The organism is Thermomonospora cellulosilytica (assembly GCF_014138835.1).
Lineage (GTDB): Bacteria > Actinomycetota > Actinomycetes > Streptosporangiales > Streptosporangiaceae > Thermomonospora > Thermomonospora amylolytica.
The window spans coordinates 6,769,103-6,791,940 of the sequence record NZ_JACJII010000001.1; the positions used below are offsets into that span (position 1 = coordinate 6,769,103).

The window sequence follows — 22,838 nt, forward strand, 5'->3', positions numbered from 1 at the left end:
GGCATGGACAAACGCGCGGAGCTGGCGGAGTTCCTGCGCACCCGCCGGGCCCGGCTGCGACCCGAGGACGTGGGGCTGCGGCCGTTCGGCGGTGCGCGCCGCCGGGTGCCGGGGCTGCGCCGGGAGGAGCTGGCCCAGCTCGCCGGGGTGAGCGTGGACTACTACGTGCGGCTGGAGCAGGGCCGTACGCAGAACGTCTCCGAGGAGGTGCTGGCCGCGGTCGCGCAGGCGCTGCGGCTGGACGAGACCGAGTACACGCACCTGCGCAACCTGGCCCGGCCGGTGCGGCGCGCGCGGCGCCCGGCGGCGCGGGCCGAGCGGGTGCGTCCCGGATTGCAGCGGCTGCTGGACATGGCCGAGGGCGTTCCGGCGTACGTGCTGGGGCGGCGCGGCGACGTGCTGGCGTGGAACCGGCTGGCCGCCACGGTGTTCGTCGACTTCGCCGCGCTGCCGCCGGCCGAGCGGAACTGGGCCCGGCTGATCTTCCTGAACGGCGAGGTGCAGCGGCTCTTCGTGGACTGGACGGTCAAGGCGCGGGAGACGGTGGCGTTCCTGCGGCTGCAGGCCGGCGCCCACCCCGACGACCGGGAGCTGGCCGCGCTGGTCGGCGAGCTGTCGGTGAAGAGCGAGGACTTCCGCCGCTGGTGGGCCGACCACAACGTCAAGGAGAAGACGCACGGCCGCAAGGCGATCCGGCATCCGCAGGCCGGGGAGCTGGCGCTGGACTACGAGTCGCTGCGTCCCATCGGGGAGCCCGACCAGGTCCTGGTGACCTACACCGCCCCCGCGGGTTCGGAGGCCGAGGCGGCGCTGCGGCTGCTGGGCAGCCTGGCGGCGGCCGGCGGGCCGCTGAGCGAGCACGCCGACCGGGCCTGAGGGGCGCCCGCTCGGTAAGGTCCCGTTCATGGGCCGGGTGATCGCGGGTCAGTACGAGCTGATCGAGCGGATCGGACAGGGCGGGATGGGCGCGGTCTGGCGGGCCCGGGACCTGCGGCTGGGCCGTGAGGTGGCGGTCAAGGAGGTCGTGCTGCCGCCGGGGCTGGACGACGGGCGGCGCGCCCTGCTGTACGCGCGGGTGGACCGGGAGGCCAGGGCCGCGGCGCGGCTGGACCATCCGGGGATCGTCACCGTGCACAACGTCGTGGAGGAGGACGAGCGGCCCTGGATCGTGATGCGGCTGGTGCGCGGCCGTTCCCTGGAACAGGTGCTGCGCGAGCGGGGTCCGCTGCCGCCGCACCAGGCCGCGGCGATCGGGCGGGACCTGGCGGTCGCGCTGCGCGCGGCGCACGCGGCCGGGGTGGTGCACCGCGACGTCAAGCCCGCGAACGTGCTGCTGGACGGGGACCGGGCGGTGCTCACCGACTTCGGGATCGCGGTGCTGGCCGGTGAGGAGACGCTGACCCGGACCGGCGGGCTGGTCGGCTCGCCCTCCTACCTGTCGCCGGAGCAGGCGCGGGGCCTGGAGGTGGGGCCGCCGGCGGACCTGTGGTCGCTGGGGGCCACGCTGTACGCGGCGGTGGAGGGCCGCCCGCCGTTCCGGCGCCCCGACATGTGGTCGATGATCGCCGCGATCGGCTCCGACGCGCCGTACGATCCGCCGGTGAACGCCGGGCCGCTGCTCCCGGTGCTGGACGGGCTGCTGCGCAAGGATCCGGCGCACCGCATGACGGCCGAGGATGCGGAACGGCTGCTCGGCGCGGTCGCCGGCGGGGAGCCGGTGGCGCCGGTCCTGGCGGGAATGCCGCCCGGCGCGGGCGGCAGGAACGCCAGTGTCGGCCCGCTCGGTCCCACCCTCGCTCCCGGTCCCGGTTCCGGCCCCACCGTGCCGCCGCAGGGCACGCCGTCCACGCCCAACCACGCGATCCTGGTGGCCGCCGTGATCGTCGCCGTCGTGCTCCTGGCGGGCGCGATCACCGCCGTGGTCCTCGTCGACCGCGACGGCCCTCCCTCGTCCCCGCCCGGCACACCGACGCACGGCGCCACGTCCGGTGACCGGTCGGGCACCGTGCCGCCGGACGGTTACGTGAGCCATGACGGCGGGGCGTTCACCGCCCTGGTGCCACGGGGCTGGCAGCGGGAGCAGGACGGGCGCGACTGGTCGTTCCTCGACAGGACCGAGGGCCGCAGGCGGGGCATCTCGGTGATTCCGCTGGGCAGCGGGCTCGGCACCGCCGCGCAGAATCTGGGCACGGCCACCGAAGGCCTCAAGACCGAGTACCAGGACTACCGGCAGATCTCGTTCCGGGAGGGCATCGACTACCTGGGTGAACAGGCCGCCGAAGTGGAGTTCACCTTCACCGAGAACGGCACCGCGGGCCATGCCCGGGTCCGGGTGTTCCGGTTCAACGGCGAGTTCTACATGATCACGATGATCGCGTTCCAGTCGGTGTGGGCGGAGAGCGTTCCCCACTTCGAGATGTTCCTGCGGTCGTTCAAGGCCGCCTGAGCGGGGATCAGAACCCGTATGGAACGGCGTGGCTTCCTCGCCGCCGCCGGGCTCGCGGCGCTGGCCGCGGGCTGCGACGGCGGCGCACCCCCCAGGACCGCCCCGACCCGGACCCGGGCCGCCTCCCCCGCGGTGACCGGCCCCGCGGACTGGCGGGCGCTCGAAGAAGGGCTGGCCGGGCGGCTGATCAGGCCCGGCGACGACGCCTACGACGAGGCCCGCAGGCTCTACATCCCGCGTTTCGACCGGATCCGCCCGGCGGGCATCGCCTACTGCGCGGGGCCGGAGGACGTGCGCGAGTGCCTCGCGTTCGCCCGCAGGCGGCGGCTGCCGGTCGCGGTGCGCTGCGGCGGGCATGGCTACGCGGGCTGGTCCACCGGGAGCGGGCTGGTCATCGACGTGTCGGCGATGGACAACGTACGGGTCGAGGGCGGGCGCGCCATGGTCGGTGCCGGGACCAGGCTGATCGGCCTGTACGAAGGGCTCGCCAAGGAGGGGGTGGCGGTGCCGGCGGGGACGTGCCCCACGGTGGGGATCGCCGGGCTGGCCCTGGGCGGCGGGCTGGGCGTGACGGCCCGCCGGTACGGGCTGACCTGCGACGTGATGGAGGCCGTCCAGGTGGTGACCGCCGACGGCCGGATCCTGGACTGCGACGCGCGGCGCGAGCCGGACCTGTTCTGGGCGTGCCGGGGCGGCGGAGGGGGCAACTTCGGCGTCGCGACCTCGTTCACGTTCCGCGCGTATCCGGCCGACGAGGTGTCCACGTTCGCGCTGCGGTGGCCGTGGCGGAACGCCGGCCGGGTGATCGCCGCCTGGCAGTCGTGGGCGCCGGCCGCGCCCGACGAGCTGTGGTCGGGGCTGCAGCTCAACACCGAGCCGTCCACCGGAACCCCGGCCCTCGACGTGATCGGGGTGTCGTTCGGCGATCCCGGCCCGCAGCTCGACCGGCTGGCCGCCGCGGTGCGCGCCGACCCGTCCTCGCGCGGCGCCGACCGCAAGCCCTACCTGGACGCCATGCGCCAGATGGGCGGGTGCTCGGGCGACGCCTGCCACCGGGCGGGCACCCTGCCGGGGACCCGCCCGGACGGCCGGTATCCGCGCACCGAGTACACGGCCAAGTCGCACGTGGCGGCCCGCCCGCTGCCCGGCCCGGCGATCGACGCGCTGGTCGGCGCGTTCACCGAGGGCAACGACGTGGCGGGCCGCAGCGTGCTGCTGGACGCGCTCGGCGGCGCGGTCGGGCGGGTCCGTCCGGGCGACACCGCCTTCCCGCACCGCCGGGCGCTGTTCACCGTGCAGTACATCGCCGACACCGGTGACCGGCGATGGCTGCGCGACCTGCACGCCGCGATGGAGCCGTACGCGGGCGGCGCCGCGTACGTCAACTACGTCGACCCCGAGCTGCGGGGCTGGCGGCGCGCGTACTACGGCGGCAACTACGAGCGCCTGGCCCGGGTCAAGCGGGCCTACGACCCGGAGGGGCTGTTCAGGTTCCCACAGTCGATCGGGTGATCCGGGCGATGGACTCGTCGTCGCAGGTGTCCCAGAACGTGCCGGCCACGTCCTCCAGGTGGTCCATGGACTCGGCCCTGAACAGCACCACCTGGTACTTGGTGATGTCGTACTGGGTGGTGCCCATCGCGGCCAGGTCCAGCGGCCGGATGTCCATCTTGCGGAACTCCTCGATCTCCCCGTAGGAGGACAGGATCCCCGCGCCGTAGGCCTTCAGCTCGTCGCCCTCGGTCATCACCCCGAACTCCAGGGTGAACCAGAAGACCTTGGACACGAACTCCAGCGCCTCCTGGCTCTCCACCCGGCGGGCCGCGCGTCCCGCCACCCGGTACAGCTCGGCGAACCGGTCCGAGGCCAGCGTGTTGCCGTGCCCGAGGACTTCGTGGATCACGTCCGGCTCGGGTGTGTAGAACGGGACGGTGTGGTGGCGGATGTACTGCGTGGAGTGGAAGTAGGAGTCGGCCAGCGACCCGTAGAACTCCCGCAGCGGCACCAGCCCGGCGGCCGGCAGGTAGCGGAACCCGGTCAGCGACTCCAGCCGGTCGGAGACCTCCTGGAGCTGCGGGATCCGGTCCTCCGGCAGCGCCAGCCGTTCCTTGGCGTCCAGGAACTCCCGGATCGCGTACCGGCGGTGCTTGGCCGCCAGCTCCCGGCTGACCAGACGCCAGACCTCGTGCTCCTCGGGGGTGTACTCGGCCACCGGGACGGGGTCGCCGCGCCGGTGGTTCAGGGCCAGGCGCGCGATGTCGTTGCGCCTCTTGCGATAGATGGGGTCCGCGAAACCAGGGTGGCTTTTGGCCAGTTCGACGGTGACCTCACCGTGCTCGTCCTGGTTGACGGGCGCGAAGTACTGCGCTTCCTCCATCATCGTCGCCTCCTCGTCGAAGCGGATGGATGCTTCCGAGAAGACCAGGTCAGCCCCGTTATGGCAAGTGCGCCCACATCCTGTCGCCCGGCCGTTACCTAGGGACGGGCCGACAGCTCCCGCAGCAGGGTCATGGCGCGCGCCTCGGCCTCGTTCAGCGCCTGCGCGTGGGCCGGGGCCAGCTCCTCGACGCACCGGGTCATCGCGGCGCTGACCTGGCTGAACGCGGCCTCCTCGGCACCGCGCAGAGCGGCCTTGACGGTGGCGGTGCGCGCGCCCAGCCCCGACCACTCCAGCTCCAGCCGCCCGACCGCCTCCTCGAACGCGGCGACCGTCCGGGCGGCCTCCGCGCCGAGGTCGGGCGTGATGGGACCGAGACCCGCCCGGCGGGCCCGGCCGGACAGCTCGGTGATCCGCCCGGCCAGCTCCAGTCCCTCGCGGGCCAGCGGCAGCACCTCGTGCACCAGGTCGGTGGTGCAGCGGGCCAGTTCCTCGACCCGGCCCAGCATGATCTGGACGGCCTGGTCGAGGGCCTGGCGGGCGCGGGCGCCGACCTGCTCGGCGGCGGCCTGCCGCTGCCGGTCGATCAGCGGGCCGACCTCCTCGGCCACCCGCTCGCGCAGCCGGGCGGCCAGCACCTCGGCCTCCGGCGGGGCGGGGTCGGGGCCGGGCGGCCCGGCGACGTGCCGGGTGCAGGCGGCGTCGATGCGCTCGGCCCGTTCCCGGCCGGAGGCGGCGATCTCGGCGGAGATCTCCCCGTACGCCTCGTCGACCCGGGCCTTGAGCCGTTCCACCAGCTCGTAGAGGGCCTCCCGGCCGAACGGGCCGTTCAGCTCGCCGAGCAGGCCCTGCAGCCGCCGGGACACGTCGATGGCGTGCTCGGCCAGCGGCACCAGCCGGTCGGCCAGCTCGTCCAGGGTCCGGGCGCGGCGGGGGTCGGTCAGCTCCGCCACCCATGCGGGAAGGTCGTGCGGCATGCGCCTCATGCTGCCACCTCCCGGCGGGTGCCGGGGCCGTTCACAGCACGCCGCGGCCGACCGGGGTGTGCGCGCCCTCGCGGGCGGGCCCGCCGCAGCAGGCGCAGACCACGACGGGGTCCAGCAGTTCCCCGCAGGAGTGGTGCCAGCGCACCGGGGGGTCGTCGGGGTTGAGGTGGCGGTCCCCCCACCTGCCCAGCATGAGCAGCACGTCGCCCAGTTCCCGGCCCGCCGCGGTCAGGTGGTACTCGTGCCGCGGCGGGTGCTCGGAGTACGGACGGCGGGTGATGATGCCGGCGGCCTCCAGCTTGCGCAGCCGGGCGGTGAGGATGTCGCGGGAGGCCCCGGTGTTGCGGGCGATCCGGTCGAAGCGGCGCACGCCGTGGAACAGTTCCCGGATGACCAGCAGCGTCCAGCGTTCCCCGACCACCTCGAGGGCGTCGGCGATGGAGCAGGGGCGTGGCCGGGCATCCTTGGGCATGCCTACAGCCTAGGCAGCCCGGGGGCGTTCACAGCAGCTCCAGGATGGTCGCGTTGGCCTGGCCGCCTGCCTCGCACATGGTCTGCAGGCCGAGCCGGGCGCCCCGGTCCTCCATGGCGTGCAGCAGCGTGGTCATGATGCGGGCGCCGCTGGCGCCGAGCGGGTGGCCGAGGGCGATGGCGCCGCCGCGGACGTTGACGCGGTCCAGGTCGACGCCGATCTCGTGCCGCCAGGCCAGCACGACGGGGGCGAACGCCTCGTTGACCTCGTACAGGTCGATGTCGGACGGCTCCAGCCCGGCGCGGGCCAGGATCTTCTGGGTGGCCGGGACGATCGCGGTGAGCATGAGGAGCGGGTCGTCCCCGGCGACGGCGAACGAGTGGAACCGGGCGCGGGGGCGCAGCCCCAGCCGGGCGGCCACGTCGGAGCCCATGATGAGCAGGGCGGCGGCGCCGTCGTTGATGGGCGAGGCGTTGCCGGCGGTGATGTTCCACCCGATCTCGGGGAAGCGTTCGGCGATCGCCGGGTCGTAGTAGGCGGGCTTCAGGCCGGCCAGCGCCTCCAGGGAGGTGCCGGGGCGGATCGACTCGTCGCGCTGCCCCGTCCAGGCGACCTCGCGGTCGAACTCGCCGCGTTCCCATGCGTCGGCGGCGCGGCGGTGGGAGGTCAGCGCGAACTCGTCCATCTCCTCACGGGAGATCTTCCAGCGGGCGGCGATCAGCTCGGCGCTGACGCCCTGCCCGACCAGGCCGTCGGGGTAGCGGGCGGTCAGCGCGGGGCCGAACGGGTCGGAGCCGGGCAGGACGGCCGAGCCCATCGGCACCCGGGACATCGACTCCACGCCGCAGGCGATGGCGATGTCGTAGGCGCCGCTGAGCACGCCCTGGGCGGCGAAGTGCGCGGCCTGCTGGGAGGAGCCGCACTGCCGGTCGACGGTGGTGGCGGGCACGCTCTCGGGGAACCCGGCCGCCAGCACGGCGCTGCGGGTGATGTTGACCGCCTGGTCGCCGACCTGGGTGACGGTCCCGCCGACGACGTCGTCGACCTGGGCGGGGTCGATGCCGGCCCGCCGGACGAGTTCGGCCAGGGTGCGCGCCAGCAGGTCGGCGGGGTGCTCGGCGTGCAGCAGCCCGCCCGGCCTGCCCCTGCCGATCGGGGTGCGCACGGCCTCGACGATCACCGCGTCCCGCATGGGAGCCTCCCAGTGAGTTGGATTCTCCAACCCACTATGCCCCTGTGGGTTGGAAAAGACAACCCACCCCCGGCGGAACCGGGACGCCGTCACGCGGGCGTGAGCATCCCGGTGCGAGCCGTGATCGCGGTAGCGTTGCCAGGCATGGCGGGCTACACCGACGACCTGCGTCTGGCGCACGTGCTGGCGGACGCGGCGGACGACATCACGACCAAGCGGTTCCGTGCGCTCGATCTGCGCATCGACACCAAACCGGACCTGACGCCGGTCAGCGACGCCGACCGGTCCGTCGAGGAACAGGTGCGCGGCACCCTCAAGCGGGCCCGTCCGCGCGACGCGGTGGTGGGCGAGGAGTACGGCAGCACCGGGCACGGCGCGCGCCGCTGGGTGATCGACCCCATCGACGGCACCAAGAACTTCGTGCGCGGCGTCCCGGTGTGGGCGACGCTGATCGCGCTGATGGAGCACGACGAGGTGGTGGTCGGGCTGGTGTCGGCGCCCGCGCTGAACCGGCGCTGGTGGGCGGCGCGCGGCGGCGGCGCGTGGACCGGCCGGAGTCTGTCGCAGGCCGCCCGGCTGCAGGTGTCGTCGGTGGCCAAGCTGTCGGACGCCTCGCTGTCGTTCTCCAGCCTCAGCGGCTGGGAGGAGCGGGGGCGGCTGGACAACTTCCTGGACCTGACCCGGACGGTGTGGCGGACCCGGGCGTTCGGGGACTTCTGGTCGCACATGATGGTGGCCGAGGGCGCGGTGGACATCTCCGCCGAGCCGGAGGTGTCGCTGTGGGACCTGGCGGCGCTGCAGGTCATCGTCGAGGAGGCGGGCGGGACGTTCACCAACCTGGCGGGCGCGCCGGGACCGGACGGCGGCAGCGTGGTGTGCACCAACGGCCTGCTGCACGACGAGGTGCTGCGGACGCTCGGCGGCTAGCCCGCCGGCCGAACGCGACATATCGTGGTTCTGCGGCCGTGCGCGGAACCACGGGCGGGGCACGGCCGTTGCCCGAGTACCGGGTTTCGGAGGTGTCAGATGGCAGGCAAGGCCGTGTACGTCATCGGCGGGATCGCCGTGACGTTCCTCGCGCTGAAGATTCTGGGCCCGCTGCTCGCGACGCTCATCGTGCTGGGGATCATCGCGCTGCCCGTGGCGGCGTACCTGATGCTGGACCCCTCCCAGCGCCGCCGGCTGCGCGGCCAGGCCCGCAAGCGGCTGGGGAGCTGACCCGCGCTAACGTCCTGCCGTGACTTCGATCGGCGTGGTGGGCGGCGGGATCATCGGGCTGGCGACGGCGCGGCGGCTGGCGGCCTCCGGCACGCGGGTGACCGTGCTGGAGAAGGAGGACCGGCTCGCCGCGCACCAGACCGGGCACAACAGCGGCGTCGCCCACGCGGGGCTGTACTACGCGCCCGGCTCGCTCAAGGCCACCCTGTGCCGCCGCGGGATCGGGCTGCTCAAGGAGTACTGCGCCGAACGCGGGCTGCCCTACGTCGAGTGCGGCAAGGTGGTCGTGGCGCGGCACGCCGGGGAGGTGTCCCGGCTGCGGGAGATCCGGCGGCGCGCCACCGCCAACGGGGTGCCGGGGCTGCGCTGGCTGGACGCCGCCGGGCTCCGCGAGGTCGAGCCGCACGCGGCCGGGGTGGCGGCGCTGCACTCCCCGCACACCGCGATCGTGGACTTCCCCGCCGTGGCGCGGGCGTTCGCCGAGGACGTGACCGAGGCGGGCGGGACGGTGCGGCTCGGGTTCGAGGTGACGCGGATCCGCAGGTCCGGCGGCCGGGTCGTGGTGAACGAGGAGCTGGCGTTCGACCGGCTGGTGGTGTGCGCGGGGCTGCAGTCCGACCGGGTGGCGCGGCTGGCGGGCGACGACCCGGCCCCGGCGATCGTGCCGTTCCGCGGGGAGTACTACCGGCTGGCGCCGCACCGCACGGACCTGGTGCGGGGACTGATCTATCCGGTGCCCGACCCGCGGTACCCGTTCCTGGGCGTGCACTTCACCCGGCGGGTGGACGGCGGCGTGGACGTGGGGCCGAACGCCGTGCTGGCGCTGGCCCGGGAGGGCTACCGGCGGCGCGACCTGCACCCGGCCGACGTGTGGGAGACGCTGCGCTGGCCGGGGTTCCGGCGGCTGGCGCGGCGGCACTGGCGCACCGGGCTGAGGGAGATGTACGGGTCGGCGGTCAAGCGGGCGTTCGCCGCCGAGGCCCGGTCGTTCGTCCCGGAACTGCGGGTCGCCGACCTGGTGCCCGCACCGGCGGGAGTACGGGCGCAGGCGGTGGACCCGGACGGGTCGCTGGTGGACGACTTCCGGATCGGGCGGCTCGGCCCGGTCGTCACCGTCCGCAACGCCCCCTCCCCCGCCGCGACCTCGTCCCTGGCGATCGCCGAGCACGTCGCCGCCCAGGTCCTGGCGGACTGACGGTCAGCCCGGAGGGGGCAGCAGCCGCAGCAGGTGGCGGCGGGCGAACGCGCGGGCGCTGTCGTCGTCGTGCACCGCCAGCCCGCCGCCGGGGACCAGCAGCAGCGACAGCGCCACCCGCAGCAGCACCTCGCACACCCCGTCCAGGTCCGCGCCCGGCCGGTCGCGGCCCAGCCGTTCGACCAGGATGTCGCGGGCGGCCAGCATCACCGCGCCGCCGTTCATGCTGAGCTGGGGCAGGAACGCCTCCGGCTCGCTGACGGCGACCCGGGCCAGCAGCGGGTTGGACCGGGCCTCGCGCAGCCCGGCCACGAACCCCTCCACCAGCGCCTCCTCGGCGGACAGCCCCTCGGTGGCGGCGGCGATCCCGGACAGGAACCGCCGGCACTCGCGCAGGATCACCGCCTGCACGAGCTGCTCCTTGGTGCCGAACCGCCGGTAGATGGTGGTGCGCGCGACCCGGGCCCGCCGGGCGACGTCCTCCATGCTCACCCGGCGCAGCCCGTGCTCCTCGAACTCCGCCAGCGCGGCGTCCAGGATCCGCGCCTGCAGCGCGTCGGGCGGCTCCCGCCCGGCGTCCGGCCGGCTCAGCAGCCTCTCCATCAGCCGCGGATGCGCGCGTCGTAGCCCTTGCGGGCCTCGCGGTCGAAGTCGAGGAAGATGGTGTCCAGCCCGTACCGGCGGGCCATGAACCGCTTCACACCGTCGGGGATCAGGCCCATCATCCGGATCTGGCCGGTGAGCATCCGCGGCACGACGATCTGCGGCCGCGGCCTGGCGATCATCTGCACCACCGCGGCGGCCACGTCCTCCGGCTCGCAGTTGCGCATCCCCCGGGGGCTGCGGGTCCCGGCGATCAGCTCGGTGTTGGTGAACGACGGCAGGATCGCCCCCACGTGCACGCCCCGGTCCCGCACCTCCAGCCGGGTCGCCTCGGTGAACGCCACGACCGCGGCCTTGCTGGCGTTGTAGAGCGCCAGGCCCGGCGTGGGCAGCACCCCGGCCAGCGAGGCGATGTTGACGATCTGGCCCCGGCCGCGCGGCAGCATCCGCTCCAGCGCCAGCCTGGTGCCGGTCATCACGCCGTGCACGTTGACGTCCAGGCAGCGGCGGGCGTCGGCCTCGGACTCCCCGGTCACCGGGCCGATCGGCATGATGCCGGCGTTGTTGACCAGCACGTCGAGGGCACCGAGCCCGTCCTCCACGTCCTCCAGGAACGCCTCGAACGAGGCCCGGTCGGTGACGTCCACCCGCAGGGCGAGGACGCCGAGCCGCTCCCCGGCCTCCTTGGCGGCGGTCTCGTCAACGTCGCCGATCGCGACCTTGGCGCCCCTGGCCGCGAGCGCCCCGGCGGTGGCGAAGCCGATCCCGCGCGCCGCCCCGGTGATGGCGATGACCCTGCTCATGGGCGCTCTCCGTTCGCGTCGAGGTGCCGCCGGGCCACCCAGGAGACGCCGCGGCGTGCCGGTGCGGTCATGACAGCCTTTCCAGTCGTACGGGCAGCCCGTCTGCGGGCGAGGGCAGGGAGGTGGTGTCCAGCGGCCACTCGTAGCCGTCGGGGACGCTCCACCGGTGGGTCAGCAGGATCTGGTGGAAGACCGCCTTGATCTGCATCCCGGCGAAGTGCATGCCGATGCACTTGTGCGCGCCGCCGCCGAACGGGGCCCAGGCGTACTTGTGGACCTTGTCCTCGCGGCGGTGCTCGGCGAACCGTTCCGGGTCGAAGCGCTCGGGGTCCTTCCAGACCTCCGGCATCCGGTGGTTGGTCAGCGTCGGGACCACCACGGTCGAGCCCGCGGGGATGTGGTGGCCGAGGACGGAGGTGTCCTTGACGGCGCGGCGGGGCAGCGCCGGGACCGGCGACACCAGCCGCATGGCCTCCTTCATCACCAGGTCCAGGGAGGCCAGCGCGTCCAGGTCGGCGAACTCCGGCACGCGCCTGCCGAGGGCGCGGGACTCCTCGCGCACCCGGTCCTGCCATTCGGGGTGCCTGGCCAGGTAGTAGGCCATCGTGGTCATCGTGATGGTGGAGGTGTCGTGCGCCGCCATCAACGCGAAGATCATGTGGTTGACCACGTCGTCGTCGGTGAAGCGGTGCCCGTCGTCGGTCTCGGCCTGGCACAGCGCGGCGAACAGGTCGTCACCGCCCCGGCTCCGCTTGGCGGGCAGGTGCCCGCGGAAGAACTCCTCCAGCACCCTGCGGGCCCGCAGGCCCTTGTGCCAGCGCAGGCCGGGCACCGGGAAGCGGACGTACGCCGTGCCCGCCCGGACGGCGTCGATGAACGCCCCGTTGATCCGGTCGGCCTCGGACCGGTCCAGCTCCACGCCCATGAACACGTCGGTGGCCAGGTCCAGGGTGAGCTGCTTGATGTGGTCGTAGAACCTCCAGCCGTCGCCGGGGGTCCAGGAGCCGACGCCGCGTTCGATGCCCGGGCCCATCGCCTCCATGTAGGCCCGCAGCTTGGGCCGGGTGAACGCCTGCTGCATGATGCGCCGGTGGTGCAGGTGCTCCTCGAAGTCCAGCAGCATGATGCCGCGGGTGAAGAACGGGCCGATGTAGTACGTCCACGCGGGGCCGTTGGCGAACGCCTTGTCCTTGTTGACCAGGACGGTCTCGGCGGCCTCGGGGCCCTGCACGGTGACCGTGCGGCGGCCCAGCAGCCAGCCCCAGGAGACCGGCCCGAACCGCAGGTACCGGTTGCGCGCGATCCCGAACGGGTCGCGCATGGTCTGCAGGGTGTGGCCGATCAGCGGGACGCCCGGGTCGCCGAGGACCGGCTTGAGGTCGCTGCCCTCGGGTGGGGGGGCGAGAATGCTGGGCATGCGGTCCTCCCGCGAGGAACAGAAGTGCGATTTCTGTAGCTTCGTTCTATCGCGCGGGCGGACCGGAGTCCATAGGTAGGCAAGGAATTACTTACCACCCTGTCCCCGGGGTTCACTCCAGCACCCGGGCGCCCTCCACCCGGCCGGCCTGCAGGCGCTCCCACATGTACCGGCGGCGCGGCTTGCCGCTGGAGGTCCGCTGGATCAGCCCCGACCCGATCACGATGGTCACCCGCACGTCGCCGCCCAGCCGCCGCCGCAGGAACTCGCGCACCTCCGGCTCCCACTCGGCCGCGCCGGTCTCGGCGAACAGCGCGACCCCGGTGGTGCCCGCCCCCGGCACCCCGGCCATCACGATCCGGCCCTTGCCCAGCCTGGTGATCTCGGCGACCCGGGCCTCCAGGTCCTCCACGTACACGCTGCGCCCGCGGACCTTGATGCTGTCGCCCATCCGGCCCAGCACGAACAGCTGCCCGTCGTGGAAGAACCCGGCGTCACCGGTGTAGACCCGGCCGCCGGCGAACCTGGTCGACTTGCCCTCCGCCCCGGCGTAGTAGCCCGGGCAGGCCGACGCCCCGCCGACCACGATCTCGCCCAGATGCCCGGGCGGCAGCTCCCGGCCCTCGTCGTCGACGATGACGACCGGCACGTCCTGCTCCGGAGTCCCGGTGCCGACCACCCAGCCGGACTTGGCGCCCAGCGACTCCGGGCCCAGCGGACGCCGCTCCAGGACGGTCACCGGCTCGCCGAACGCCAGCGTCTGCGGGTCCGGGCGCACCGCCAGCGGGTCGCGGGCGACGTTGTCCGCGGTGACCAGCAGGGTCGCCTCGGCCATCCCGTACGCCGGCTTGAACGAGTGCCGGGAGAACCCGAACGGCCCGACCAGCTGGGCGAAGGCCTCCAGCGCGTGCGGGTCGATCGGCTCGGCCCCGATGATCGCGGTCCGCCAGCCCGACAGGTCCACCCCCTCGAGCTGCTCCGGCTTGATCCGGCGCGCGGCGTAGGCGTACGCGAACGGCGGCGCGGCGGTGTGCGCGGCGGTCGCGAAGCACCGCACCCAGCGGGCCGGGTCGCGGATGAACTGGTCGGGCCGCATCAGCCGCAGCGGCCCCTGCCGGGTGATCGGGGTGATGAAACAGCCGATCAGCCCCATGTCGTGGTAGAGCGGCAGCCAGGAGGCGATCTCGTCCCCGTCCTGGAAGTCGGCGGTGCGGACGATCAGCTCGCGGTTGGCCTCCAGGTTGTCCCAGGTGACCATCACCCCGCGCGGCTCGCCGCTGGACCCGGAGGTGAACTGCAGCAGCGCCAGCTCCCCGGTGGGCCGCAGGTCGGCCTCGTGGTCGGCCTGCCGGGGCTCCCAGGGCTCCCCGCCGATCCCGGCCGCCTCCAGCGCCCGGCCGATCAGCCCGGCCAGGTCCGCGGACGCGATCGTCAGCGCCGGCCGCGCCTGCCGCAGGATGGCCGCCACGTGCGCCACGTAGTCGTCGCCGTCCTGGAACAGCGGCGGCGTGATCAGGCACACCGTCGCACCCGCCGCCCACACCCCGAAGAACGTCTCCATGCAGGTGAAGTCGGTGGGCAGCACCACGCACACCACGTCGCCGGGCCGCACCCCCGCCTCGATCAGCGCCGCCGCGGTCCGCTTGGCGGCGGACGCCAGCGCCGGGTAGTCGCGGTACTCCCAGCCGCCGTCCTCGGCGGCCAGATGGACACCACGGTCGGCCTGCGGCTTGTCCAGCCATTCGCGCAGCGCTGAGCTCATCCCGCCCCTTCCCGAAACCCCGCACCCGGGTGACTCCGGGGTAACTTCACCAGCGCCGACGCCGCCCGTCAACCGGACGAACCCACAGCGAGCACCCGCCCGTCCCGTGCCGATCCACCAAGATCCACCAATGCGCCCCGGCGGCCGGTCAGGCCGCCGCAGGCCGTACGACCAGCCGCGCCACCAGCCGCCATCCGAGCAGCACCAGCGCCAGGAACAGGGTCGCCACGATCACGAAGGCGAGCGCCGTCCCCTGCCCGGACACCGCCCGCAGCGCCATCCCGCCCGCCACGGTCACCGCCCAGACCCCGGCACCGGCCGGGAACAGCGCCTGCGGCCTCCGCCACGCCCGCACGACCGCCCACCCGGCCGCCAGCCCCACCAGGAACGGCCACGCCGTCGAGGCGATCCCGGCCAGGGTCCCGGACTCGTCATGACTGGCCCGCCCGATCGCCACGAACACGACCACCCCGACGACGTCCAGCAACCCGGCAACCCAAACACGCATGCCCCGAGGCTATCCACACCCCCGGAAACCCCCGGAAACCCCCGGCCACCCCCAAGAGCCCCCGCCCCATCGCCCCTATGGTCTCTCAACCCCCGAGCGAGGCCCCAGCCGATCGCCCCCTCCAAAGCCCCCGGCCTTTTCGATAACCCCCCGGCCTTCTCGATACCAAGGACCCTGCAGTCTCCCCGGGGGTGTGGGGGCGGAGCCCCCACATCGGGGGTTCCGGGGGTCGCCCCCCGGGCGGAATAGCGAAGGACCCGGCGGGAAGCAGGCAAAGCCTGCGACCAGCCGGGTCCAGCTCCGTAGCGGGGGCAGGATTTGAACCTGCGACCTCTGGGTTATGAGCCCAGCGAGCTACCGAACTGCTCCACCCCGCGGCGATGTCCCCAACTCTATGGGGCCGCCATCCCTTGCGCAAACCGATTGAACGGCCCCTGACGCGTCACGCCGCCGTGTCCGCGCCCCTGCGCGGGCACGGTCACGACCGTCCGGCGGTCTGCCGGGAGGCGCGGAGACGGCGGGTGACGAGATGCCCGGTCAGGTGGCAGGCGGCGGCCGTCGCGGGGAACAGCCACAGGGCCGGGCCGGGGGAGTCGTTCGTGCGGAGCGGCACGCCCGCCGCCTTCAGCCTCCGCTGCGCCCAGATCGCGAACGGGGCGGCGACCAGCGGGGCCGTCACGGCGCCCGGGGTGTAGGTGCGGAGCACGGCGGACTGCGCCAGGTGCGTGACGGTGTGCCAGCCGAACCCGGCCAGCGCCGTCTGGTAGAACGCCGAACGGCCACCGCTGCGAGCGCCCGCGAACGACGCCGCGGCCATCACACCGCCCATCATGCCGATGGCGACGGCGGCGTGGGCGGGAGAGATCTCGACGGCGCGCAGGACCCGTTCGGGGATCCGGGGATGGCGGGCGCGGAGACCGGCCGCGGCGCGGCGGGAGGCGGCGGGCATGGTGAGCAGCTCCTCAAGGTCGTGCACCGCCCACGCGGCCAGCAGGCCCCACGTCACCGACCTGGGCACAGCGGCCATCACGCCCTCCTCGCGCCGGACAGCGACAAGGGCCGGTTCCTGGGGAACCGGCCCTTGGACTGGTAGCGGGGGCAGGATTTGAACCTGCGACCTCTGGGTTATGAGCCCAGCGAGCTACCGAACTGCTCCACCCCGCGTCGGGTGCACGTTCACTGTAGAGGCACCAGGGGTCCGCCGCCAAATCGTTTCGCCGGCTCAGCCCGTGGTGCAGGAGGGCGCCTCGCCCTTGCCGGTGCTCAGGGCGTTCAACGCGGAGATGGCGCCGTCCAGGTTCTCAATGCGGACCAGCCGCAGGCCGTCCGGGGCGGCGGCCACCGCGTCGATGCAGTTGTCGGCCGGGGTGAGGAAGACGGTGGCGCCGGCCTCCCGGGCGGCGATCATCTTCTGCTGGATGCCGCCGATCGGGCCGACCGTGCCGTCGGTGTCGATGGTGCCGGTGCCGGCCACGAACTTCCCGCCGGTCAGCGGCCCCGGGGTGAGCTTGTCCACGATGGCCAGGGAGAACATCAGCCCCGCGCTCGGCCCGCCGACGTCGCCCACCGTGATCGTCACCTTGAACGGGAACCGGTAGGTCTCCCCCAGCACGACGCCGACCAGCGGCCGGCTCCCGTCCGGGGAGGCGACGGTGGTCAGCGTGACGTCCTGCTCCCTGCCGCCGCGCAGCACCCGCAGCGTCACCCGGTCCCCCGGCCTGCGGGCGCTCATCTTCTCGGTGACGGCGGTCACCCCCGACACCCGGGCCCCGTCCACCGCGACGATCTCGTCGTCGGGTCGCAGCAGCCCCTCCGCGGGCATCCCCTTCTGCACCGAGTCGACCAGCACCCGCACCCCGACCGCGATGTTCAGTTCCCGGAGCGCGGCCACCACGGCCTTCTCCTGGGAGTCGGCCATCTGCCGGGTGTTCTCCTGCTCGACCTCCTCCACCGTCTCGTCCTCGGGGAAGACGGTCTCCTCCGGAACGATCGCGGTGTCCCCGTCCAGCCAGCCGCGCAGCGCCGTCAGCAGGTCGATCCGGTTCCCCGGACCGCCCCGGTAGGCCACCGTCGTGAAGTTCAGGTGCCCCCCGTCCTCGTACACCCGCCGCCCCTCGATGCTGACCAGCGGCTTGCCGTCCCGGCTCCTGTCCAGCGTGTTGTACGTCGGCCCCGGCATCAGCGCCACGTACGGCACCGGCATCAGCACCCCGGCGACGCCCAGCACGAAGATCAGGAAGCTCGCGACGACCAACGTCGCTGCACGGCGAGACATAACGCTCAGGCTATCCGGGACCCGGCACCCGGCATGCCCGTCTGACCCCGCTTGCCCCAAGAACCGCACAAGCCCCCAACACCCCAAAGACCCCGACCCACCCCACTCCCCGAAGCCCCTGCACCCGAAGGTCCTGAAGGCCACCGCGAGCGGGCCCGCGTGGTCGTGAGGAGGAGCGGTTCAAGATCGCGAGGAACGAGCGATCTTGACCCGCGACGACGAACGACCACGCGTCCCCAGGCCCGCTCGCCGCCGCGGCTCCGCCGCGGCCATGAACACGTCCGCGAGCCGCCGCGGCTCTGCCGCGGCCATCAACACGCCCCGACCCACTCGTCGGTGCCGTCGGCGAAGAGCTGGTGCTTCCAGATGGGGACCTGGGACTTGAGGTCGTCGATCAGGCGGCGGCAGGCGGCGAACGCCTCGGCGCGGTGCGGGCAGGACACCGCCACCACCACCGCCAGGTCGCCGATCTCCAGGTCGCCGACGCGGTGCACGGCGGCCATGGCGCGGACCGGGAACTCGGTGGCGACCTTCTCCATCACCGTGCGCAGCTCGCGCTCGGCGGTGGGGTGGGCGCTGTAGGACAGGCGGGTGACGGGGCGCTGGTGATCGTGGTCGCGGACCGTGCCGACGAACAGGGCGGTGCCCCCGGCGCCCGCATCGCCGACGGCGCCGAACACCTCGTCCACGGACAGGGGGGTTTCCCGGATCCCGACCAGCCGGATGACGTCCACGCCGGGAAGGCTACCCGCGCGGCCCGGTGTCGGGTACGTCCGGGAGGTCGGGTTCGAGGGTGGCGGCCAGCGCGTCGGCGAGGGCGGGCACCAGGTCCGGGCCGGACAGCACCTCGTCGTCGGCGTCGTGGCGGCGCAGCCGCAGCGCCGAGTGCCGCTCGCCGTCCCGCAGCACCCCCACCACCATGCGCACGTCCTCGCGCTGCGGATGGGAGGCGGCCCACTCCAGCGCGGCGGCCTCGTCCTCGGGCATCTCCTCCTCGGCGCCGGGCGGCAGCACCACCCGTTCGATCACCAGGGCGCAGCCGGCCACCGACTCCGGCCAGGCGATCCGGGCCAGGGTCTCCTCGATGGACCCCGCGTCGGGCAGCTCGCCCTGCTCCAGCGCCGCGATGGTGTCCCGGTCCCCGGCCAGCCCGAGCCGCTCGGCCAGGGCCGGTTCGCGGCGGCGCAACTCGGCACTCTCCACCAGCGCGTACAGTCGGGGCGGGGCGTCCCACCCGGCCTGCACGGCGTGCCGCTCCAGATCGAGGACGACTTCTTCCAAGCGTGTCACGTCGCCCATCCTTCCCGTTTTCGACCGCGTTCGGGAACGGGAACCCATGGGCTCCTCGATAAGTTGCATAGAAACACCGGTGGTCAGGCGGGCGCGTCGCGCGCCGTGCCGCCGGGCCGAGCGACGAAGCGGAGGGACCCGTGACCTTCCGGACTCCCGGATTCAGCCGGCGGCTGGGCACCGGCCGGACCCGGCTGCTGCTGCCCGTGCTGGTGGCGCTGGCCGCGCTGGTCGTGGCCTACCTGTTGTTCACCGCGATATGGACCGACGTGCTGTGGTACCGGTCGGTCGGCTTCTCCTCGGTCTTCACCACGCAACTGTGGGCGCGGATCGGGCTGTTCGTGGGCTCGGGCCTGCTGATGGCGCTGGTCGTGGGCGCCAACATGGTGATCGCCTACCGGCTGCGCCCGCCGTACCGGCTGCCGTCGGTCGAGCAGCAGGGCCTGGACCGCTACCGGACCGCGGTGCACCCGCACCGGCGGCTGATCGGCATCGCCGTCGTGACGGTGCTGGCGCTGATGACCGGCTCGTCGATGTCCGGGCAGTGGCCGGTGTGGCTGGCGTTCCTGAACCGCACGAAGTTCGGCCAGACCGACCCGCAGTTCGACAAGGACATCTCGTTCTACGTCTTCACCTACCCGTTCGTGCGGCTGGTGCTGGGCTTCCTGTTCGCCACGATCATCCTGTCGCTGCTGGTGGCGCTGGTCGTGCACTACCTGTACGGGGGGCTGCGGCTGCAGGGCCCGGGCGACAAGGCCAGCCCGCCCGCCAAGGTCCACCTGTCGGTGCTGGTCGGGCTGTTCCTGCTGCTCAAGGCGGTGGCGTACTGGTTCGACCGGTACGGGCTGGCCAACTCCGAACGCGGGGTGGTCAGCGGCGCCGGCTACACCGACGTCAACGCGGTGCTGCCGGCCAAGACGATCCTGGCGGTCATCGCGGTGATCTGCGCCGTGCTGTTCCTGGTCAACATCTGGCGGCGCGGGATGATGCTGCCGGGCGTCGGGCTGACCCTGATGGTGGTGGCGGCGATCCTGATCGGCGGGGTGTACCCGCTGCTGATCCAGCAGTTCCAGGTGCGGCCCGACGAGCTGGCCAAGGAACGCCAGTACCTGCAGCGCACCATCGAGGCCACCCGCCGGGCGTTCGGCGTGGACAGGACGCAGGTGGCCTCGTACGGGGCGCGTCCGGAGGCCGACCCGGGCCGGCTGGGCTCGGAGGCCGAGCAGCTCACCGGGGTGCGGCTGCTGGACCCGAACGTGGTCGGCGAGACGTTCCAGCAGCTCCAGCAGGGCCGTAACTTCTACCGCTTCTCCGACGTGCTGGACGTCGACCGGTACCGGATCGACGGACAGACCCGCGACGCGGTGGTGGCCGTGCGCGAGCTGTCGGGCGCCCCCGCCGGGCAGCAGAGCTGGGTGAAGGACCGGCTGGTCTACACCCACGGGTACGGCTTCGTGTCCGGGTACGGGGAGCGGCTGGCGGCCAACGGCACCCCCGAGTGGGTGACCAAGGACATGCCCGTCACCGGCGCGCTGCGGATCGACAGGCCGCAGATCTACTTCGGCGAGCGGTCCAACAGCTACTCGATCGTCGGCGGCCGGGGCCAGCAGGAGCTGGACTACCCCGACGACAGCCCCGCCGGGCAGAAGAACACCACCTACAGCGGCCGGGGCGGCGTGCCGGTCGACGGGTTCTTCAACCGGCTGCTGTTCGCCACCAAGTTCTCCGACCGCAACATCCTGCTGTCGGGCGCGATCAACGACGGCGCCCGGATCCTGTACAACCGGACGCCGCGGGAGATGGTGCAGCGGGTCGCGCCGTGGCTGACCCTGGACGGCGACCCGTACCCGGCGGTGGTGAACGGCCGGATCCTGTGGATCCTGGACGGCTACACCATCTCCAACGGCTACCCGTACTCGGAGCGGATCAGCCTGGGCGACGCCACCCGCGACACCGTCACCGACACCCGGTCGGCGGTGGCGCGGCAGGCCAACGACCACGTCAACTACATGCGGAACTCCATCAAGGCCACCGTGGACGCCTATGACGGCACGGTGCGGCTCTACCAGTGGGACGAGTCCGACCCGGTGGCCAGGACCTGGATGAAGGTGTTCGACAACACCGTCCAGCCCAAGAGCTCCATCCCGCCGGAGCTGATGGAGCACTTCCGCTACCCGCAGGACATGTTCAAGGTGCAGCGGCAGGTGCTGGCCCGCTACCACGTCACCCAGCCCGACGCGTTCTACGGCGCGCAGGGCTTCTGGGAGGTCCCGCAGGACCCGACGGCGCAGGGCCGCAAGCAGCCGCCGTACTACCTGAGCCTGAAGCTGCCGGGCGACCAGGCCCCGCAGTTCTCGCTGACCACGGTGTTCAACCCGCGCGGGCGCCCCAACCTGGCGGCGTTCATGGCGGTGGACTCCACCCCGGGCCCGAACTACGGCCGCATCCGGATCCTCGAGCTGCCCCGCAACTCGCTGGTGCAGGGCCCCGGCCAGATCCAGAACGCCTTCGAGGCCGACACCGCGGTCAAGGACGTGCTGTTCAAGCTGCGGCAGGGCGGCACCCGGACCGTCCCCGGCAACCTGCTGACCATCCCGTTCGCCGGGGGCCTGCTCTACATCGAGCCGATGTACGCCCAGGCGGCCGGAGGCTCGGAGCAGGAGCCCTACCCCGTCCTCCGCCAGGTCCTCGTCGCCTTCGGCGACAAGGTCGCCGCCGGCACGACCCTGGACCAGGCCCTGGCCCAGCTCTTCAAGACCGAGGTCACCCCCGCCCCCGGCGGCGGCACTCCCCCGCCGCCGCCCGGTGACGGTGACGACGGCGACCTGAGCGGCGACATCCGGCAGGCCCTGGCCGACGCCCAGCGCTACTTCAAGGCCGGTCAGGACGCGCTGGCCAAGAACCCGCCCGACTGGGCCGCCTACGGCGAGGCGCAGAAGGGCCTGCAGGACGCCCTGAACCGCCTGGCCCAGGCCCAGCAGGCCGCCAACCAGCAGAACCAGCAGAACCGCCCGTCGACCCCCTCCCCCACCCCGACGCCGGGCACCCCGAGTCCCACACCGACCGACTAGCCGAAGGGGCCGTCCTCCCAGAGGGCGGCCCCTTTCTCGTGAGCGGCTAGCGGCGGCGCTTGCGTGCTCGGCGTACCGCGGCGGCTGCGCCTATGACGGCCACGGTGGCGCCGGCGGCGGTGGCCATGGTGGCCTCCTTGCCGCCGACGCGGCGGCCGACGACGGCGTGGCGGCCGGCGGTCTCCTCCAGCAGGGCGCGCAGGGCGGAGGCGTTGTCGTAGGCGGGCTTCCACCCGGCGGCGCGCAGGGCGGCGCAGTCCACCACCCACGGGTAGGCCACGTAGTGCAGGTCGGTGGCGGGGGCGGGGGTGATGCCGAGGCGGTGCAGCCGCTGGGCGGTGCCGAAGGTGAGCGCGGCGGGCAGTTCGAACCGGCGCTTGCCGGTGATCTCCTCGACCTCCTCCAGTTCCAGCCAGCCGTCGCAGCCGACCCCGACGACGCGGGGCGGGGCGCCGGAGGCCCGTGCCGCCCCGGTGTCCAGGACGATCTGTTCCAGGGCGGAGGCCAGGTCGTCGACGTGGCAGAACTGCCAGCAGGGGGCGCAGCCCTTGACGGCCAGCAGCCGGGGGGCCTCGAAGTGGCGGCTGACCACGGTGTCGATGCCGGGGCCGACCAGCGCGGCGGGGCGCACCACGGTGACGCGCAGGCCGGGGTGGGTCACCGGCGCCTGCGCGGCGACCTCCTCCATCTCCAGGAAGTCGCCGACGATGCTGGAGTTGGCCTCGCCGCGCAGCGGGGCGTCCTCGGAGAGCGGCACCGGGTTGTCGGGGGCCGCCCCGTACACCATGGCGCTGGTGACCAGCACGACGTGCCGGACGCGGGCGGCGGCGCTCGCGGTCACCACGGTCTGCGCGCCGCGCACGTTGTAGGTGCGGCGTTCCCGCGGGTCGCCGTCGGGCGAACGGTCGATGTCGAGGTGGACCAGGACGTCCACGTCCGCCAGCCGGTTGGACAGCAGCGGATCGCGGACGTCGGCGACCCGCCACAGCACCCCGGCCACGTCCCCCCGGTGCCCGTCGATCGCCACCACCTTGCGGACGTCGGCGTTGCCCGCCAGCCGCCGCACGAGCAGCCTGCCGGCTCCGGTGGCGGCGCCGGTGACGGCGACGACCGGGCCCGTGCTACGCCGAGGGCGAACCTTCCCGGTTGTCAAGGCCAGCGCCCCCTTCCTGAGTTCGCGTCGTGCCGAGGACCGACTAACGTGGCCGTATGGTCCCATCATG

21 protein-coding genes and 2 tRNA genes are annotated in these 22,838 nt (G+C 73.4%); 7 read left to right on the forward strand and 16 right to left on the reverse strand.

Features of this window, described 5'->3' with window-relative positions; genetic code table 11:
* The first annotated feature begins 3 nt into the window (after positions 1–3).
* The 3 genes from HNR21_RS31790 to HNR21_RS31800 are packed head-to-tail and all read left to right on the forward strand — an operon-like array spanning position 4 to position 3,958.
* Positions 4–876 carry a helix-turn-helix domain-containing protein gene (locus tag HNR21_RS31790; RefSeq protein WP_220500377.1) on the forward strand — a complete coding sequence of 291 codons (873 nt, stop codon included), beginning with the start codon at positions 4–6 and terminating at the stop codon, positions 874–876.
* A 28-nt stretch (positions 877–904) separates the two neighbouring features.
* Positions 905–2,446: a serine/threonine-protein kinase gene (locus HNR21_RS31795; RefSeq protein WP_182708048.1), complete on the forward strand. Its 1,542-nt coding sequence runs from the start codon at positions 905–907 to the stop codon at positions 2,444–2,446.
* 18 nt (positions 2,447–2,464) lie between these two features.
* Positions 2,465–3,958, forward strand: a complete 1,494-nt coding sequence (locus HNR21_RS31800) for an FAD-binding oxidoreductase (protein ID WP_182708049.1) — start codon at positions 2,465–2,467, stop codon at positions 3,956–3,958.
* On the opposite strand, the gene HNR21_RS31805 is transcribed toward HNR21_RS31800, so the two are convergent.
* From HNR21_RS31805 to HNR21_RS31820, 4 genes are all read right to left on the reverse strand, one after another.
* Positions 3,933–4,826, reverse strand: a complete 894-nt coding sequence (locus HNR21_RS31805) for a phenylalanine 4-monooxygenase (protein WP_119729034.1) — start codon at positions 4,824–4,826, stop codon at positions 3,933–3,935. The two genes, HNR21_RS31800 and HNR21_RS31805, sit on opposite strands and share 26 nt — an antisense overlap.
* Positions 4,827–4,921: 95 nt before the next feature.
* Positions 4,922–5,809 carry a coiled-coil domain-containing protein gene (locus HNR21_RS31810; RefSeq protein WP_182708050.1) on the reverse strand — a complete coding sequence of 296 codons (888 nt, stop codon included), beginning with the start codon at positions 5,807–5,809 and terminating at the stop codon, positions 4,922–4,924.
* Between the two features lie 31 nt (positions 5,810–5,840).
* Positions 5,841–6,281, reverse strand: coding sequence for a winged helix-turn-helix transcriptional regulator (locus HNR21_RS31815; protein ID WP_119729032.1), 441 nt, complete (start codon positions 6,279–6,281; stop codon positions 5,841–5,843).
* 28 nt (positions 6,282–6,309) lie between these two features.
* A complete protein-coding gene (locus tag HNR21_RS31820) occupies positions 6,310–7,473 on the reverse strand; it encodes a thiolase family protein (protein WP_182708051.1) in 1,164 nt (387 codons plus the stop codon).
* Positions 7,474–7,617: 144 nt separating this feature from the next.
* On the opposite strand from HNR21_RS31820, the gene hisN reads away from it, so the two are divergent.
* From hisN to lhgD, 3 genes are all read left to right on the forward strand, one after another.
* Complete coding sequence (hisN, locus tag HNR21_RS31825; protein ID WP_119729030.1) at positions 7,618–8,400, forward strand: histidinol-phosphatase; 783 nt, start codon at positions 7,618–7,620, stop codon at positions 8,398–8,400.
* Between the two features lie 99 nt (positions 8,401–8,499).
* Complete coding sequence (locus HNR21_RS31830; RefSeq protein WP_119729029.1) at positions 8,500–8,691, forward strand: tail-anchor membrane protein; 192 nt, start codon at positions 8,500–8,502, stop codon at positions 8,689–8,691.
* A 19-nt stretch (positions 8,692–8,710) separates the two neighbouring features.
* Positions 8,711–9,886, forward strand: a complete 1,176-nt coding sequence (gene lhgD / locus HNR21_RS31835) for an L-2-hydroxyglutarate dehydrogenase (protein ID WP_233358557.1) — start codon at positions 8,711–8,713, stop codon at positions 9,884–9,886.
* Between the two features lie 3 nt (positions 9,887–9,889).
* Here the strand turns inward: lhgD and HNR21_RS31840 are convergent, their stop codons facing one another.
* From HNR21_RS31840 to HNR21_RS31890, 11 genes are all read right to left on the reverse strand, one after another.
* Complete coding sequence (locus HNR21_RS31840; RefSeq protein WP_119729028.1) at positions 9,890–10,489, reverse strand: TetR/AcrR family transcriptional regulator; 600 nt, start codon at positions 10,487–10,489, stop codon at positions 9,890–9,892.
* On the reverse strand, positions 10,489–11,292 hold the full coding sequence (locus HNR21_RS31845) for an SDR family oxidoreductase (protein WP_182708052.1): 804 nt from the start codon (positions 11,290–11,292) through the stop codon (positions 10,489–10,491). The genes HNR21_RS31840 and HNR21_RS31845 overlap by 1 nt, the downstream gene beginning before the upstream one ends.
* Positions 11,293–11,359: 67 nt before the next feature.
* Complete coding sequence (locus HNR21_RS31850) at positions 11,360–12,709, reverse strand: cytochrome P450 (RefSeq protein WP_119729026.1); 1,350 nt, start codon at positions 12,707–12,709, stop codon at positions 11,360–11,362.
* A gap of 112 nt (positions 12,710–12,821) precedes the next feature.
* A complete protein-coding gene (locus HNR21_RS31855; RefSeq protein WP_182708053.1) occupies positions 12,822–14,471 on the reverse strand; it encodes an AMP-binding protein in 1,650 nt (549 codons plus the stop codon).
* Positions 14,472–14,619: 148 nt separating this feature from the next.
* Positions 14,620–14,979: a DUF3054 domain-containing protein gene (locus tag HNR21_RS31860; RefSeq protein WP_119729024.1), complete on the reverse strand. Its 360-nt coding sequence runs from the start codon at positions 14,977–14,979 to the stop codon at positions 14,620–14,622.
* A gap of 303 nt (positions 14,980–15,282) precedes the next feature.
* Positions 15,283–15,356: transfer RNA gene (locus tag HNR21_RS31865), tRNA-Met, on the reverse strand.
* A 101-nt stretch (positions 15,357–15,457) separates the two neighbouring features.
* The gene (locus HNR21_RS31870; RefSeq protein WP_182708054.1) at positions 15,458–16,006 is read right to left on the reverse strand and encodes an HXXEE domain-containing protein; all 549 of its coding nucleotides are present in this window, start codon (positions 16,004–16,006) and stop codon (positions 15,458–15,460) included.
* Between the two features lie 60 nt (positions 16,007–16,066).
* Positions 16,067–16,143, reverse strand: a tRNA-Met gene (locus HNR21_RS31875).
* Positions 16,144–16,201: 58 nt separating this feature from the next.
* Complete coding sequence (locus HNR21_RS31880; RefSeq protein ID WP_182708055.1) at positions 16,202–17,254, reverse strand: YlbL family protein; 1,053 nt, start codon at positions 17,252–17,254, stop codon at positions 16,202–16,204.
* A 311-nt stretch (positions 17,255–17,565) separates the two neighbouring features.
* Positions 17,566–17,988, reverse strand: a complete 423-nt coding sequence (locus HNR21_RS31885) for a molybdenum cofactor biosynthesis protein MoaE (RefSeq protein ID WP_182708056.1) — start codon at positions 17,986–17,988, stop codon at positions 17,566–17,568.
* A gap of 10 nt (positions 17,989–17,998) precedes the next feature.
* Positions 17,999–18,553, reverse strand: a complete 555-nt coding sequence (locus HNR21_RS31890; protein ID WP_182708057.1) for a PPA1309 family protein — start codon at positions 18,551–18,553, stop codon at positions 17,999–18,001.
* Between the two features lie 131 nt (positions 18,554–18,684).
* Here HNR21_RS31890 and HNR21_RS31895 point away from each other — a divergent pair, with 131 nt between their 5' ends.
* Complete coding sequence (locus tag HNR21_RS31895) at positions 18,685–21,615, forward strand: UPF0182 family membrane protein (RefSeq protein ID WP_182708058.1); 2,931 nt, start codon at positions 18,685–18,687, stop codon at positions 21,613–21,615.
* 46 nt (positions 21,616–21,661) lie between these two features.
* Here the strand turns inward: HNR21_RS31895 and HNR21_RS31900 are convergent, their stop codons facing one another.
* Positions 21,662–22,774, reverse strand: a complete 1,113-nt coding sequence (locus HNR21_RS31900; RefSeq protein ID WP_376766634.1) for an NAD-dependent epimerase/dehydratase family protein — start codon at positions 22,772–22,774, stop codon at positions 21,662–21,664.
* Between the last annotated feature and the right edge of the window lie 64 nt (positions 22,775–22,838).

What these genes read in the sequence shown, in the direction of transcription:
- HNR21_RS31855 (WP_182708053.1), bottom strand. Translation starts at nt 14,471, where the DNA reads ATGAGCTCAGCGCTGCGCGAATGGCTGGACAAGCCGCAGGCCGACCGT.
- hisN (WP_119729030.1), top strand. Translation starts at nt 7,618, where the DNA reads ATGGCGGGCTACACCGACGACCTGCGTCTGGCGCACGTGCTGGCGGAC.
- HNR21_RS31810 (WP_182708050.1), bottom strand. Translation starts at nt 5,809, where the DNA reads ATGAGGCGCATGCCGCACGACCTTCCCGCATGGGTGGCGGAGCTGACC.
- HNR21_RS31870 (WP_182708054.1), bottom strand. Translation starts at nt 16,006, where the DNA reads ATGGCCGCTGTGCCCAGGTCGGTGACGTGGGGCCTGCTGGCCGCGTGG.
- HNR21_RS31850 (WP_119729026.1), bottom strand. Translation starts at nt 12,709, where the DNA reads ATGCCCAGCATTCTCGCCCCCCCACCCGAGGGCAGCGACCTCAAGCCG.
- HNR21_RS31805 (WP_119729034.1), bottom strand. Translation starts at nt 4,826, where the DNA reads ATGATGGAGGAAGCGCAGTACTTCGCGCCCGTCAACCAGGACGAGCAC.
- HNR21_RS31845 (WP_182708052.1), bottom strand. Translation starts at nt 11,292, where the DNA reads ATGAGCAGGGTCATCGCCATCACCGGGGCGGCGCGCGGGATCGGCTTC.
- HNR21_RS31795 (WP_182708048.1), top strand. Translation starts at nt 905, where the DNA reads ATGGGCCGGGTGATCGCGGGTCAGTACGAGCTGATCGAGCGGATCGGA.
- HNR21_RS31860 (WP_119729024.1), bottom strand. Translation starts at nt 14,979, where the DNA reads ATGCGTGTTTGGGTTGCCGGGTTGCTGGACGTCGTCGGGGTGGTCGTG.
- HNR21_RS31800 (WP_182708049.1), top strand. Translation starts at nt 2,465, where the DNA reads ATGGAACGGCGTGGCTTCCTCGCCGCCGCCGGGCTCGCGGCGCTGGCC.
- HNR21_RS31790 (WP_220500377.1), top strand. Translation starts at nt 4, where the DNA reads ATGGACAAACGCGCGGAGCTGGCGGAGTTCCTGCGCACCCGCCGGGCC.
- HNR21_RS31830 (WP_119729029.1), top strand. Translation starts at nt 8,500, where the DNA reads ATGGCAGGCAAGGCCGTGTACGTCATCGGCGGGATCGCCGTGACGTTC.
- HNR21_RS31840 (WP_119729028.1), bottom strand. Translation starts at nt 10,489, where the DNA reads ATGGAGAGGCTGCTGAGCCGGCCGGACGCCGGGCGGGAGCCGCCCGAC.
- HNR21_RS31815 (WP_119729032.1), bottom strand. Translation starts at nt 6,281, where the DNA reads ATGCCCAAGGATGCCCGGCCACGCCCCTGCTCCATCGCCGACGCCCTC.
- HNR21_RS31890 (WP_182708057.1), bottom strand. Translation starts at nt 18,553, where the DNA reads ATGGGCGACGTGACACGCTTGGAAGAAGTCGTCCTCGATCTGGAGCGG.
- HNR21_RS31880 (WP_182708055.1), bottom strand. Translation starts at nt 17,254, where the DNA reads ATGTCTCGCCGTGCAGCGACGTTGGTCGTCGCGAGCTTCCTGATCTTC.
- HNR21_RS31820 (WP_182708051.1), bottom strand. Translation starts at nt 7,473, where the DNA reads ATGCGGGACGCGGTGATCGTCGAGGCCGTGCGCACCCCGATCGGCAGG.